Below are 14,148 nucleotides of genomic sequence, written 5' to 3'. Positions count from 1 at the left end.
ATCCTCCAATCAATTATGACAACTCTGCTCTATTTTTTCTAATTTTGATAGCTCTCCAAAATAAACCTTGTGACGGCGAGAAAAAGAATGCCAATGCGAACAAGAATGTTGCGACAAGAACAATCGTTGCACCTGAAGCAAGATTATAAGAGAAACTAAAATATAGCCCTACTACAGATGAAAGTGCACCAATTCCTGCTGCTAAATAAATCATGACCCACAAACGGTTTGTTAATAAATAAGCTGTAGCCGCTGGTGTAATAAGCATAGCGACAACTAGAATAATTCCTACAGTTTGAAGTGAAGCAACTGTAACCATTGTAAGTAGAATCATTAAGCCATAATGAATCCATTTGTTCGGTAATCCATAGCTTTGCGCCATCGTTGGATCAAAAGTAGATACGAGTAATTCTTTGTAAAATAAAATTACAAGACTAATAATGACCACTCCGATGATAAGTGTCATCCACATATCAGAAGAACGAACTGATAGAACATTCCCGAATAAAATATGGTACAAATCAGAACTACTCTTCATAAAGGTAATTAAAATAATTCCTATCGCGAAAACAGATGTAAACATAATCCCTATCGCCATATCATGTTTAATTCGACTATTTTGACTTACAAATCCGATTCCAACTGCAGTAATAACACCTGTTAAAACCGCCCCTATAAAATAGTTCATACCAATCATATAAGAAAGCGCTACTCCTGGAAGAACAGCATGCGAAATGGCATCTCCCATTAAAGCCATACCTCGTAAAATAATAAAACAGCCAATTACGCCGCAAATAACTCCTACCATAACGGAAGTTAATAACGCTTTCTGCAGAAAACCGTACTGCATTAATGCATCTATAAATTCTACAATCTTCATGATGAATGTACCTCCGCTGCATTATTAAACAATATGCCGTGATTTACATATGCTTTTGACATAACAGTTGGTTCTAATACTTGCCTTACTTCTCCGTAATGAATTAAGCTCTTATTCAATAATAGTAATTTATCAAAATAGGACTCTGCTTTACTTAGATCGTGATGTACAACAACAATTGTTTTCCCTTCTTTACGTAATTCTCTAAGAATTTTAATAATTGTCTCTTCACTCGTTACATCAATTCCAACAAACGGTTCATCTAAGAAAAATATCTCCGCCTTTTGTGCTAATGCTCTCGCTAAAAAGACACGTTGTTGTTGTCCACCTGAAAGCTCACCAATTTGACGATCCTTAAATTCCTCCATACCGACTTTTTTTAGACATTCAAATGCCCAATCTCGATGCTCTTTCCTCGGTCTTTTCATCATCCCTAAAGATGGATACGTTCCGATTAGAACAACATCTAAAACTGTAATCGGAAAATCCCAATCTATATCACTTCTTTGCGGTACATACGCAACATGCTTTCTAGCACTTCGAATATCCTCTCCAAGAATCTGAACATATCCCTTATCACTTGGGATTAAATCTAAAACAGCTTTCATTAAAGTAGATTTCCCCGCACCATTTGGACCAATAATTCCAACAAGGTTCCCTTTTCCAATATTGAAGGAAACATTTTGAACTACTTGATTCCCTTGATAAGATACAAACAAATCTTTGACAATTATAGCCTCACCCATTTTTTGTGCATTCCCCTTTCTTTTTTTCTTCTATATAATTATTTTGCACAAAGGCAAATTTTGAACAAAAAAATATAACACGAATGTAGATCCGTATTTAAGTTTCCCTAGGGAAACTTTTTTATATGAGTCAAATTATATAAGCTAGACGCAAATTTGTAAACTGATTTTTACTAATTTATGAATATATAATGAAAATAATTATCACTGTGGAACAAAATATATTATCCATTGTATGATATTTTAAAAGGAATATTACTGTAAAAAATAAGCAACATAGTATATAAACGAAAGAGCCTACTCATATGAATTGGCTCTTTCTCCTTGAGGATATCCAATACGCTCTATAGCAAAAAAGAATTCAAATTACTCCCAAACAACACCTCGCCTCTCGTATTCCATTCTATACTCAACTGCAGCTGCAATTTTGGAGCTTGCGAACCTTTCCGTGATCCAAATACCTAAATCAATTCCTGAAGTAACTCCTCTTGCAGTGATAATATCGCCTTGATCCACAATTCGGTAATGAAGAAGTTCTGCACCATATTTACTCATTTCACTCTGCGCCAAATGATGCATTGTTGCCTTTTTATCATTCAATATACCAGATGCAGCTAGTAACATACCTCCTGTACAAACTCCAGCAACAATCGTGCCTTCATTGTGCATCTCTCTAATCATTTTGGTCAAAGTACCAAGCTCTGCTTGCTTTCGTGCCCCATGTTCAGCTTTATGATTCCAGCCACCCCCAGGTACAATTAACAAATCTGGACGATTATCCATTCGTAAAAAATCATGTAATTTAACTGTAACTCCAAACGAAGTAGTAACTTCTTGTTTTGGTTCACTTGAAACAAATTCAACTGTAAATGGAGCCCCTTCTTCTATCGCTCTGTTTAATACTTCAAAAGGTGCAAAGGAGACAAGCTCTCCGAAGCCGTCAAACAATACAATTTGTATTTTCATTTTTAGAACACCTCATATGGTTTCTTATTTGAATCCCAAATTAGGAGAATACATGTTATCTACAAATTAACAATGAAGATAGTCTTTCCCCCCGCACTCTATAAACTTCCAAATGTTTTTCCAATTCCCGCTCATCACTTATTACACTTAGCGTTTTCTTCACAAAATTCCAATTCAAACTACCGGATAGCCATAATAATGAATAAAGTCTTTTATAATCATTTGATGTTAAAATATTATGGGCCTTATACCCTTCTAAAAATGCACTAGCAACACTTGAACATACTTCATGTGATTGTATTCCTTCTGTTCGAGAATACCACTTTATCAAAAAGGATACTCCTTCAATGCGGTCTACATAACTAATAGATTCAAAATCTACAATTCCTTTTACCTGTTCACTTGAGTCCCATAAAACATTCAAAGGATTCAAATCTGTTTGTACGATAAATTCTAATTCACTCGTATATGCGCACTCTATATGATATTTAGCAAGATCTATATACTCTCGTAATTCTTCACATGCGCTTGCCTTACTTTCTAACATATTAATAAACTCAACATACCCATCTAAATGAGATTTCTTTTGAAAAATTGAGCTTTGAAATGCGCAAGAAATATCATGAATCTTTCTTGCTTCCTTTCCGAAGGCTTTTGCGATAGTTTCTGTACAATGAGTAATATGTTCCCCTTCAATCCAAATAGATAATACAAATCGGTACTGTTCATCATTCCAAGTGACAAATGTAAATGAATCCCCCGCCCTATTCTCCTTAATCTGCATAAAAGGAAGCCCATGCTCGCGTAAATAATGCGTAAACCGTACTTGCTCTATCAATTGTTCGTTTGATAACGCCCCAAAAGCTGGATTGATTGTTCGCTTGCTATTTATAAACCGAGCGGAATACCGCTTTCCATTTACCATAATTTTATAGTGTAAATCTGTATTCCAACTATTATTATGTAATTCTTCTTCCACTGCTAGTGAATAAATTTCTTTAAAATAGTTCATTAATACGTCTTTTGTTATGTGTTTCATCCTATTCTCCTTACATGTAAAAAACTTTTAAGATAAGAGCCCCCTAATTTACTCAAACAGAAAATAATAACCTACATAATTAAACACATTTGTAAAACCTACATTTTCTACAACGGCCACAGAAGGCTTATTTAATTCCATGCAGTCCCAATATGGAATGATATTATTCTCCAAACATTCTTTTACAAAACTATGAGCTATCCTTTGAGCTAATTTTCTCCCTTGGTGACCTTCTATCGTTTCAATATCTATACAATGTATATTTTCAAAAACAAACCCTGAAAAACATACACTTACAATCATGTTGTCAAAAACTATACAATAACCAATTCCTTTGTTAAAAAAACTATTCAGTGAAGGCCAAAACTCTAAAATTTTTGATTGTAAAAATTCAATGTTCTTCAATGAGCCCCCTTGATTTTCATAGAGAGCTTTACTCATTTTTAGCACTGTATATCCTTGTTCAATTTTAGGTCCATAATGATCTTCATAGTCTTCTCTTTTTAGCGTATACACTCTTTGGTTCCAACTCTTTAATTTACGATGTTGAAATATTTTTTCGATTGTTTTATTCCACTTTGAATGATTACCGATTGCTTCAAAGCAATTTAGTCCAACCTTTCTCGCCTCAGGCTCTATCACCTTATCAATAAAACTACTAATTTCATTATTAAACTTTTCATTTTCTGCACTTCCTATAAAAAAGAAGCCATCGTTATTCCCTAACCAAATAAGTCCCGAATTAGGAGAATAGATGTTATCTACAAATATACGACCAGGATTCACCCCTGCAATTACAGCTTTTACTTCTAATTGACCTTTTTCATTTACTAAACCGTTACATTGATAAAAATCATTCTTGTTTAATTCAGAAATCATATGTTACGCCCCCCTGAAACTTCTCTATTCTAACTTTACCACTATGACAGAATATTCTCTATTCGTTTTAATAGTTGTTTTAAACCACTGAAATGTAAAATAAAAAAGAGCCAATCCCTATAAAATAGAAGATTGACTCTTTATTTACTCCCCTGTTTCAGAAAATCGTTTTATACGTTCCCCAATTTCATCGCGAACACGTTGAAATTCAGACCATTCTTTTCCTGCCGGATCATCAAATCCCCAGTGAACACGATTTACGTGCGAAGGTGTCGAAGGACAAACAGAATCCGCATGACTACAAAGGGTAACGACTAAATCAGCGTTATTTAAAATATTTGCATCAATTATATCTGATGTTTGATTCGTTATGTCGATATTTACTTCATTCATTGCTTTAATAGCATTTGGATTTACTCCGTGCGCTTCGATTCCTGCAGAATATACATTCCACTTATCGCCTAAATATTGTTTGCCCCATGCTTCTGCCATTTGGCTTCGGCATGAATTTCCTGTGCATAAGAAATAGATTGTCTTTTTGTTTTTCATGTTGTTTTCCGCCTTTATTTTTAAATTATACTGGTTGATCATTAAAATATTTATGCTTAAACCAAAAAGCAACGTTTACAAGTGCAATCATTACAGGTACTTCAACTAACGGCCCGATAACAGCTGCAAATGCTGCACCCGAATGAATACCAAACACACCAACTGCTACAGCAATTGCTAATTCAAAGTTATTACTACCTGCTGTAAATGCTAACGTTGTAGTCACTGGATAGTTTGCACCAATTTTTCTTCCCATAAAGAAAGAAACAAAAAACATTACAATAAAATAGATTAATAATGGAATCGCTATTCTTACTACATCTAATGGTACGCTAACAATCATTTCCCCTTTTAAAGAGAACATAACGATGATTGTAAATAATAATGCAAGTAATGTCAGTGGACTAATCTTCGGTATAAATACCTTTTCATACCACTGTCTTCCTTTTAACTTAACGAGTACAAAGCGTGTTAACATACCTGCTATAAAAGGAATTCCCAAATAGATAAATACTGATTTCGCTACTTCTATCATTGTAATATCGACAATAGCCCCTTCAATCCCTAACCATTCTGGAATGACTGTTACAAACACGTATGCATAAACGGAGAAGAATAACATTTGGAATACTGAGTTAAAAGCTACTAAACCTGCTGCATACTCTTTATCCCCATCTGCAAGATCGTTCCAAACAATTACCATTGCAATACAACGTGCTAAACCAATCATAATGAGCCCGACCATGTATTCTGGCTTATCTGGAAGAAAAATAATTGCTAAAACAAACATAAGTACAGGACCAATAATCCAGTTTTGTACTAAAGATAAAACCAATACTTTTACGTCTTTAAATACTCGGCCCATTTCCTCGTAACGAACTTTCGCTAATGGTGGATACATCATGACAATTAAACCAACAGCGAGCGGGATGGACGTCGTTCCAACTTGTAATGTATTCAGTCCGTCTACTACACTAGGAAACACAAACCCTAAACCAATCCCAACAGCCATAGCTAGAAAAATCCATAGTGTTAAATATCGATCTAGAAAAGATAAACGTTTCATTTTATTTTCCATCTCCTATTAACAACAAGAATTTTGTTCTACTACGTTAGAAGTCGTGCAACAAGATGCCTCTTCTATTTTATGAACATCACTATCTGCTTTTGTATAAAAGAATTCCCACTCGTTCCCATCAGGATCTGTTACCCAAAACTTATCTTGAACCGCATAGCAACAAGTTGTATCCATTTCATCACGTGCAAAGAAACCTTCTTTTTCTAACCTTTCTTTATGTAACATAATTTCTTCAGCTGTATCCACTTGGAAACCGAAATGATTTACCTGATTTCCATTCACTTCATCTCGTACGTTCAGCGTAAAGTTAAGTCCTGGCGTCTCTAATAAAAATTTTGCATAATCCACTTTCACCTTAACTGGTGACACACCAAATACCTTTTCGTAGAATTCGATAGACTTCTCTAAATCCGTAACATTTATACCAACATGAACATATCTCATAGCTTATTCCTCCTCTTTATATGTTATTAATCAAGTTTTTTTGATTAATAGTGCAAAATTTTAACAACAGCTACCTTTTCCTGTTTTTCTAAAGATACAACATAATTCTTCTGATAATAAATTATTTACTTCCGCATCATTTAAATCATAATAACTCCACGTACCTTTTGTTTCTTTTACAATTAAACCTGCATCTAATAAAATCTTTAAATGATATGACAACTTAGATTGCGTCATTTCAAAAATCTCTGTTAAATCACATACACAAGTCTGGCCTCGCTGGCAAAGTTCATACATGATTTCTAGACGCTTCTGATCCGCCAACGCTTTAAACTTTTTCTCATAGAGCTGAAAATCTTGTGCCACTGTAGTTCACTCTCCCTTCATCAATTTTTTTTGATATTTATAGTATATACGCAGATGAGTTCTATATGCAACTAGTTCATCAAGTTTTTTTGATTTATCAAAAAAACTTCCTCGCATCCTATCTTTGCTACAACTAAAAAAGCCCATAGCCTTTTCAAAAATGAAAAACTATGGTTCTTTTTACAACTTAATAGTTACAATATTTCGGAGGAATGGAGTCTCTATAACTGTTTTAAATTTTAATTTGATCATTATAGAGTAGTGCCCCGTCACCCTCAATCTAAGAAAAACAAATACCCCAAAATGAGAAAAATCGATATAACTCTTGTTTTTGGTGCATATTCATAAATAGTCTAAATCCTTAAGTTGATGGTTGTGGGGCGGGACCCTAATAAGAACGGTATCTAAGGTTGTATGAGTGGTGTTAGTTCCATTCCAAAAGCCTCAGCCGACGATTAACTCAAGTACCGGTTTCGGATGACCCCCATGTGATGAAGTTCGTGTCCTGCGATGCCGTACGCGAGGGCGCGCGCCGTAATGCTTAGGTTGTTGGCTGTGCCCTTGCGGGTCCATGCCTCCACCGGTAGCCCGCGCAGCAATGTGATCGTTGATTGCCGTACGGCCCGGTAGTCTTCGGCCAATTGCTCGGTTGTCCAACTTCCGAAAGGAGGCATGAACAATTCCTGATCGAAACCAGTCAGAGGCGTCTGATCCCCTCTTGCGAACCGGAGCAGGCGGTAGGTCATGACGCGTTCTGAGTCTGCAATGTGGCCCACGACTTCTTTCAGCGTCCATTTTCCTTCAGCATACCGATACGCGTACTGGCTTTCGGTCAACGCTGCCATGAGCTCGGTCATTTGCTTTTCCTGGGCGAGCAGAATATCGATGATTTCACCGTCCGGTACCAAACGGATATATTCGCCGGAGTTCCCGGCGTATTCTTCTTCTGACGGTCTTTGATTCATGCGTAGTCACCTCTTTATGTAGATATAGAAAATTATAGCACTCGTCTATGTCTAATAAATTCGCGAAATGATAGAACTTCCCTTCTAATAATTGAGGAGAAGCAACTATTTAGTTGGTCGGTCGCCACACTATCCTGATTCGTTAGCACAATAATCAATAATGCATAAAAATTATCTGTTATACAATATTTCGAAGGTATTAATATATAAAGGTAACACCTTCTTTTTTTAATTTAAAAATGAATTTTCAATTATATTTTGAAATGAACCGGAGTAAAATACACTAGTCTAACTACTTTTTTTATACTCTATTAACAAGGCAGTTATAGCATCCTGGTTTAGCGTTAAGAATGTGAATATATTCTACTTCTTTATTATCAAAAATTTCATCTATATTTTCTCTTAAATTTACGCCTTCTGTAACCCTTGCTTCTACAATCATTGAGTCAGCATTGTAGCCGCGTACAGATAGATACCTATGATGTAACATATGCGGAATTTCATTTACATCTAGCTTAGCAGTAGTTGCTCCCTTTCGTATAAATATAGGACCACTTGCTTTATAAGGCGAATTAACACTATGATATTGGTAATTCAGTAAAATTACCTCTTCTCCTACCTCTGCATCCTTCAAACTTATCCTGCAAGGATATCCAGGATTTTTATTTGCTATTATTTTGACTGCCCCGATACTTTTTAATACTTCTTCATTCATTAGAAATAGGTTATTAAACTCCTTCTCTTGTAACGCAATGATTTGAAAGTTATTTCTCATATTCTATCCCTCCTTAATTAGTTGTTATAAAGCATTTCACTAATGATGCTACCACTAAAGTTCATAAAACTTGTTCAATAATCCTGCCCGTTTGTTGAGGAGTGAATTAAAAAGCTTACAATTCTATAACAGAGAAAAAATGGCTTATTATTGTTCAATACAAAGTTGTTTACTTTTAATCAATCAGTAATGATTTATCGAAAAATACGATGAGTACAAAGCACTCTTGTTAATTCATGCTATCTTTTGTTAAAGAACGTGAATTCAGTCAAGTTCTTGGTTTACGGTATTTCCACTATGGAAAGCACGGAATTGACTCGGTGAAAATCCTGTATTTCTTTTAAATGCATTATAAAAGCTAGATACACTTTGATAGCCTGTTTGATAACCAATCTCTGTACTATTAAAGACCGTTGTCAAGAGCAGTTCCTTTGCTTTCTTAACTCTGATCCTTTCTAGATATATTCGAGGAGTATACCCTGTTCTTTCTTTGAAAATCCGATTTAAATGAAAACGACTAACTCCTACCCTTGATGCAATTTCATTTAAAGACATGTTTTGAACATAATTATTTTTTATCAATCGCATAGTATCTTCCAAAACGCATTCGAACGGGTCGTATATTTTTATATTTAGATCTGATCGGCATCTTTTGCATGGGCGATAGCCTGCCCTTTGAGCTTCGTGCGCATTTGAAAAAAAGGATACATTTTCATAATTAGGAACCTTAGACTTGCAAGAAGGCCGACAGAAAATTCCAGTTGTCTTTACTGCGTAAAAGAATATCCCGTCATACGCTGAATCACATGATACTGTTGCTTTCCACATGGTGTCTCTAGAAAGGTTATTTTGATCCTTCATTAGATTTTAATCCTCCCTTGTAGGCGAAAATCTTATTACTCAAAATCATATAAATCGCATATATAGCCACGACAATTAACGGAACAAATATATACAATTGAAAAAATGGAATCACCAGCAAACATAAAATGAAAGAGATTAACGATGCCCACCATGCCAGTGTGTTCTTCCTAAATAATTTAACGCCTGCTGCCATTGAAAGAACATAAACTAGAATCCCAAGAGAAGTCGGTATAAACAAAATATCATCAAACGTTAGTGACAAAGCTTTTGTCACTAACACACCTGCTACCGAAAAACAGATAACAAACAATACCATCTGTCTTGGAATTTGAGTAGTTGCATGCAGCCTTGAGAAAAATTTTGGGAAAGCACCATCTCTGCTTAATGAATATCCTAATTGCGTTAGGCTGGCTACAAAAGCATTCGCTGTCCCTGTACAAATAATTAAAGCTAAAACAGCTGTAACGACTTTGGCACCTCCGCCTACTGTATCTCCCATTATAACACCAATAGGAGACAGGTTGCTTTCTTGACTGCCATACGTGGCCGTTCCAATAGTGACAAGGCTGAGCGCTAAAAATAATAATCCAATGACAACTGCACTAATAACTGCTCCTTTGACAATATCTTTTTCTGGCCTTTTAAAGTGCTCAGCCAGATTACAAATCGCCTCCCAACCGAAAAATGCCCAAAAGATAACCGTTATAGCGTTCCCGACAGAAAACCATCCATTTGGAACAAAGGGAGTAAAATTCCCCCATTGTATTCTTGGAAACGCCACAAATACAGCTGACGCTAAAAGAATCAGTAATAAGGAACTTAAAAACACTGCAACTTTACCACTAACATTTACGCCGTAATAATTGGAAACACCTGCAATTACCAAAATAAAGACGGCAATTATAATTGTTTCAAAATGCGAAAATCCAAATGCCTGACTGACGTAAAAAGCACCAGTTAAAGATACAATCGTTTGACCAACTGCTGCTGTTACAAAGTAAAACCACCCAACGATATTGCCAAGATGATATCCAAAAGAATTTCTAACAAAGGTTGCTGCTCCACCGGAATCAGGATATATCCGTGCCAAACTAGCAAAGGAATAAGCAAGCGGAAAACTAATTATAATAACGATAAACCAGGATACAATAGATGCAGGGCCCGCTATTGAGGCCGTTACCCCCGATAAAAAAAGGACACCTGATCCTAGAATAGCTGAAATGTATAACGCAATTCCTTGAAATAATCCAATGGCTTTATTGTTCATAATCTCCCCCCCCCTTTTATAGCATTTAGTGTACTAGTAAAAAGGGGGGGAATTCTTCTTGTTTTTTGCGGTTTAATTCGTTTAATAAAACAATCAAAAGCATTTTTATTATATTTCTTCTTCAACAATCTGGCCCAATTGTTGAAGAAAGTAGCCTGTTCCAATAAAGAACTTTATTGTTCAGTAAACAACTTGTCATGAAACCATAAAACGAACCGAAATTTTTCTTAAGAGTAGAAAATTCGGCTCGCTTTATGTTGGAATTTGCTTAGCGTATATTTTCGTTAAAATGTGGGCGGGATCCCATGCCCATCAAGCTAACATCTTATAGTACCCCCAGAACGAAATTTTGTACTATCTTGTAACAAAATGCTCATTTTTTCGTTTTGAGGTATTGGCGTTTCTTAGTCTGATGATGATAGGGGGACCCAAAACAGTACGATTTTATTTCAAAGACACAACGATCTTATTACACACTTTTTATTTATCCCACACTCTCATCTGCTAGTATTACTATTTTTTATTACTAATGTTGCCGTTTCACTCGGATGGCTAAGAGGAAAATGATGGCCATATGGAACAAAATCAACCTTACCAAGATGCGATGGAGCAGAATAGCCTCTGTCATAATCCCCCCAAATAATGTGAAGATTATACTTTGTTACTTCATTGAAATCACCTTGATCGTTTTTCAATAGTAAACTGTTAAGCTGAACCGTAGTATTTAAAATTCTAGGAGAAGTAAAACTGTTACTTATTTTTTCAATATAATGTCTAGGGATGCTCTCCATACTTTCAAACAAACCATTACTTAATAAATAACGCCCTATCAAATTAGTAGTTGCCAATTTTAATGTCCATTTGTTCATAAATTGAGGAACATTTAGCGATTTAGCATTTTTTTTAGCAACAGGTGGCTGAAGTAAAGTGATTGAATACTTCTTATCTATGTACTCTTGTGCCAATGCTTCCAGAAGAATAAACGCACCGAATGAATGGCCAATTAAATGTGCACCATTAGTAGCTTTCTCCAATAACTTTTTCACTACATTCAAATAGATATCTAGAATATTTTTCTCTCGTTTAAAAGGAGAACGTCCCAAACCTGGAAGATCCAAGATCCATACAGGTTGACCAGTTTTTTCATGAAGCTCTTGTGCTAAAGGAAATAAATCCTCTCCATCACTCAATAAACCATGTAATAAAATAAACGGTTTACCCTCTCCGTGTAATTGGTAAAGGGTAGTGTTATCGCATAATGTTCGTTTAAATAAATGATTATGCTGGCCATTTTGATACATCATTCGATAATCCAGATCAGCTACTACGGCAGGGAAAAATTTCATTACACTCGTCTTCTTAAACCAATCTCCTCCCATAATTTTTTTCGCTGAAACATTTGAAAATTTTCGTTTTGTAATAAAATTCAGTCCATCAGAAGGAATTTTTGTTATTTTACTTACTCCACTATTCATAATTGCTTTCATAAGTGGCATTGGGACAGAGATTTTTGGTGCCCTCATATTCATACTTTCCGACATAATACTTAATAATTCAGCAATGTTCTGATCGTGCTGTTTGTCTTCAACAAGTGTATATGTTTGAATAGTCGGTTGCTCCAATCTGAAAACCTGCACAATAAACTTCGCAAGCTCATCGTTTGAAATAAGTGGTAACCTATATCCCTTACCTCCAGGAATCACTGGCATGAGCCCTCTTCGCATACTCATCACAAGCAAACCTAATCCTGCTATCTGCTCTGTACTCCCTGTTTTGCTACTACCGACTACAGTTGGCGGATTAATTACAGAAAGCGGATAACCTACCGCTAATGCCTGGTGACGGATATAAAGATCTGCTAAAAATTTTGTTCTCTCATATGGATTTTTTATTTTCAAATAATTGTTTCCTTCTTGAAACACATCAATTGCAATCTTGCTATTTTTATCATCAAAGGGACTCATATAACCTACAACATGAATAAATTGTTGCAAGCCCTTCAATTGATGAATACTTTTAGCTAATTCACTAATATGTTTGGCACCATTTAAAAATACGGAAGCTGCCTCTTTACTTGTCGCTTGAATATCCATGGGGCCTCCTGCGTGAATAATCACATCCGTTTTCAATACCCTCTCCTTATCTTCAGCACTTAGACCTAAATCTATTTTCGTCAAATCACCTTCAATAAAGTGCATAACTTCCTTTTTTAAGATGCCTCTTTCTTGAAAAATGCTTGTTGCTTTACTTTTCGACCTTACTAAAAGAAGAATTTTAACATCCTCTTTGGCTAATTCTTTCACTAATTGCTTTCCAATAAAGCCTGTTCCACCAGTTAAAAATACTGTTCTCATATAAAATCTCCTTTTTAGTACTACTTAGTACTAATTTGATGTAAAAAAAATGCTTCTTTTATCGAAGCAATTTTAAAAAATGATTAGCTGTTTTCGTGATTACAGTTGCATCCTTCAATGTTTCTGAAATAAATAACGCTCCTTCAAGATTTGTAATAAAAAGTGATGCTACCTCATCAATATTAATCGTATTTCTGAATTCTCCATTCTCTACCCCTTGTTTAAGTAATAGAGAAACTTTCTTTTGTAATCCTGTAAAAAAAAGACCTATTTTTTCTTTTATTTGCGTGGCCTGTGTAGGACTTTGAATATAAAGAGTAATAAATGGACAGCTCCCCTTATACTCTCTCGACTGAACTCCTTGTGATAATTGCTTTAAAAACAGTTGGATACGATCTTCAACTAAAAATTGGTTCTGAGAAAGTACGTCATCAATTGCAGATTGATACATTTCAATCCAATAATCAACGACCCCTTCTAATAATACTTCCTTATTAGAAAAGTGATAATACACATTAGACTTTGAAACTTTGCTTACACGTACTAATTCATCCATACTTGTATAAGCAAACCCTTTTTCTAAAAATAATGTTGCAGCTACTTCAATCACACGTTTTTGATTCATTAATTTTACCTTTGTCATAATTAGAACTATATAGTACTAATTTGAATATTGCAAGTATTTATGTTCATTTAGAAAAAAGTTTGATTAAAAAAGTTCCACTAACATTGATTTTACTGCAAAAAAATCTTATTTTGAATAAAGTTGAACTGAACCCCGAAATTGTTCATTCACTATCGTCTAATAGAGGTCACCATACATGCCCATCAACTTAAGAAAAAGAAATGCCCCAAAAACGAACAAATGAACGGCTTCTCAGAATAGCTATCTGTAGAGAAAGAAAATTTTAATTTAGGGGGATATGAAAATATTAGCTTGATGGTGATGTGGTGCTCCCCCATATAAAGAAATTTT

At 35.1% G+C, this 14,148-nt stretch carries 15 protein-coding genes; all 15 read right to left on the bottom strand.

Annotated features, from left to right (window positions below; all coding sequences use genetic code 11):
- Positions 1–13 precede the first annotated feature (13 nt).
- A complete protein-coding gene (locus tag JDS82_RS20275; RefSeq protein ID WP_043937143.1) occupies positions 14–880 on the bottom strand; it encodes a metal ABC transporter permease in 867 nt (288 codons plus the stop codon).
- The gene (locus tag JDS82_RS20270; protein ID WP_048559872.1) at positions 877–1,626 is read right to left on the bottom strand and encodes a metal ABC transporter ATP-binding protein; all 750 of its coding nucleotides are present in this window, start codon (positions 1,624–1,626) and stop codon (positions 877–879) included. Before JDS82_RS20270 ends, JDS82_RS20275 begins: the two co-directional genes overlap by 4 nt.
- Positions 1,627–1,992: 366 nt before the next feature.
- On the bottom strand, positions 1,993–2,592 hold the full coding sequence (locus JDS82_RS20265; protein WP_048559873.1) for a DJ-1/PfpI family protein: 600 nt from the start codon (positions 2,590–2,592) through the stop codon (positions 1,993–1,995).
- A gap of 55 nt (positions 2,593–2,647) precedes the next feature.
- Entirely contained in the window at positions 2,648–3,631 is a 984-nt protein-coding gene (locus tag JDS82_RS20260) for a phosphotransferase enzyme family protein (protein ID WP_048559874.1), read from the bottom strand.
- Positions 3,632–3,679: 48 nt separating this feature from the next.
- Entirely contained in the window at positions 3,680–4,510 is an 831-nt protein-coding gene (locus JDS82_RS20255) for a GNAT family N-acetyltransferase (RefSeq protein ID WP_199713826.1), read from the bottom strand.
- 144 nt (positions 4,511–4,654) lie between these two features.
- A complete protein-coding gene (gene arsC / locus JDS82_RS20250; RefSeq protein ID WP_064057504.1) occupies positions 4,655–5,059 on the bottom strand; it encodes an arsenate reductase (thioredoxin) in 405 nt (134 codons plus the stop codon).
- A 25-nt stretch (positions 5,060–5,084) separates the two neighbouring features.
- The gene (gene arsB / locus JDS82_RS20245) at positions 5,085–6,125 is read right to left on the bottom strand and encodes an ACR3 family arsenite efflux transporter (RefSeq protein ID WP_199713825.1); all 1,041 of its coding nucleotides are present in this window, start codon (positions 6,123–6,125) and stop codon (positions 5,085–5,087) included.
- Positions 6,126–6,143: 18 nt separating this feature from the next.
- Positions 6,144–6,581 (bottom strand): ArsI/CadI family heavy metal resistance metalloenzyme, encoded by a 438-nt coding sequence (locus JDS82_RS20240; RefSeq protein ID WP_199713824.1) that lies wholly within the window; start codon positions 6,579–6,581, stop codon positions 6,144–6,146.
- A 60-nt stretch (positions 6,582–6,641) separates the two neighbouring features.
- On the bottom strand, positions 6,642–6,947 hold the full coding sequence (gene arsR / locus JDS82_RS20235; protein WP_000046014.1) for an arsenical resistance operon transcriptional regulator ArsR: 306 nt from the start codon (positions 6,945–6,947) through the stop codon (positions 6,642–6,644).
- Between the two features lie 455 nt (positions 6,948–7,402).
- Positions 7,403–7,912 (bottom strand): DinB family protein, encoded by a 510-nt coding sequence (locus JDS82_RS20230; RefSeq protein WP_199713823.1) that lies wholly within the window; start codon positions 7,910–7,912, stop codon positions 7,403–7,405.
- Positions 7,913–8,213: 301 nt separating this feature from the next.
- Positions 8,214–8,687 (bottom strand): DUF1203 domain-containing protein, encoded by a 474-nt coding sequence (locus JDS82_RS20225; protein ID WP_063547862.1) that lies wholly within the window; start codon positions 8,685–8,687, stop codon positions 8,214–8,216.
- Between the two features lie 264 nt (positions 8,688–8,951).
- Complete coding sequence (locus JDS82_RS20220) at positions 8,952–9,548, bottom strand: bifunctional transcriptional activator/DNA repair enzyme AdaA (protein WP_000654819.1); 597 nt, start codon at positions 9,546–9,548, stop codon at positions 8,952–8,954.
- Positions 9,532–10,818 (bottom strand): APC family permease, encoded by a 1,287-nt coding sequence (locus tag JDS82_RS20215; RefSeq protein WP_199713822.1) that lies wholly within the window; start codon positions 10,816–10,818, stop codon positions 9,532–9,534. The genes JDS82_RS20220 and JDS82_RS20215 overlap by 17 nt, the downstream gene beginning before the upstream one ends.
- Before the next feature lie 497 nt (positions 10,819–11,315).
- Entirely contained in the window at positions 11,316–13,172 is a 1,857-nt protein-coding gene (locus tag JDS82_RS20210) for an alpha/beta fold hydrolase (RefSeq protein ID WP_199713821.1), read from the bottom strand.
- 58 nt (positions 13,173–13,230) lie between these two features.
- Positions 13,231–13,797 (bottom strand): TetR/AcrR family transcriptional regulator, encoded by a 567-nt coding sequence (locus JDS82_RS20205; protein WP_048566096.1) that lies wholly within the window; start codon positions 13,795–13,797, stop codon positions 13,231–13,233.
- Positions 13,798–14,148: the final 351 nt, after the last annotated feature.

The sequence above is a fragment of the Bacillus cereus group sp. N14 genome, from assembly GCF_016483555.1.
GTDB classification, from domain to species: domain Bacteria; phylum Bacillota; class Bacilli; order Bacillales; family Bacillaceae_G; genus Bacillus_A; species Bacillus_A wiedmannii.
This window is presented reverse-complemented; position numbering and strand designations above follow the sequence as displayed.

Excerpts from the sequence above, each read along its gene's own strand:
- JDS82_RS20275 (WP_043937143.1), bottom strand. The coding sequence starts at position 880 with ATGAAGATTGTAGAATTTATAGATGCATTAATGCAGTACGGTTTTCTG.
- JDS82_RS20270 (WP_048559872.1), bottom strand. The coding sequence starts at position 1,626 with ATGGGTGAGGCTATAATTGTCAAAGATTTGTTTGTATCTTATCAAGGG.
- JDS82_RS20265 (WP_048559873.1), bottom strand. The coding sequence starts at position 2,592 with ATGAAAATACAAATTGTATTGTTTGACGGCTTCGGAGAGCTTGTCTCC.
- JDS82_RS20260 (WP_048559874.1), bottom strand. The coding sequence starts at position 3,631 with ATGAAACACATAACAAAAGACGTATTAATGAACTATTTTAAAGAAATT.
- JDS82_RS20255 (WP_199713826.1), bottom strand. The coding sequence starts at position 4,510 with ATGATTTCTGAATTAAACAAGAATGATTTTTATCAATGTAACGGTTTA.
- arsC (WP_064057504.1), bottom strand. The coding sequence starts at position 5,059 with ATGAAAAACAAAAAGACAATCTATTTCTTATGCACAGGAAATTCATGC.
- arsB (WP_199713825.1), bottom strand. The coding sequence starts at position 6,125 with ATGAAACGTTTATCTTTTCTAGATCGATATTTAACACTATGGATTTTT.
- JDS82_RS20240 (WP_199713824.1), bottom strand. The coding sequence starts at position 6,581 with ATGAGATATGTTCATGTTGGTATAAATGTTACGGATTTAGAGAAGTCT.
- JDS82_RS20230 (WP_199713823.1), bottom strand. The coding sequence starts at position 7,912 with ATGAATCAAAGACCGTCAGAAGAAGAATACGCCGGGAACTCCGGCGAA.
- JDS82_RS20225 (WP_063547862.1), bottom strand. The coding sequence starts at position 8,687 with ATGAGAAATAACTTTCAAATCATTGCGTTACAAGAGAAGGAGTTTAAT.
- JDS82_RS20220 (WP_000654819.1), bottom strand. The coding sequence starts at position 9,548 with ATGAAGGATCAAAATAACCTTTCTAGAGACACCATGTGGAAAGCAACA.
- JDS82_RS20215 (WP_199713822.1), bottom strand. The coding sequence starts at position 10,818 with ATGAACAATAAAGCCATTGGATTATTTCAAGGAATTGCGTTATACATT.
- JDS82_RS20210 (WP_199713821.1), bottom strand. The coding sequence starts at position 13,172 with ATGAGAACAGTATTTTTAACTGGTGGAACAGGCTTTATTGGAAAGCAA.
- JDS82_RS20205 (WP_048566096.1), bottom strand. The coding sequence starts at position 13,797 with ATGAATCAAAAACGTGTGATTGAAGTAGCTGCAACATTATTTTTAGAA.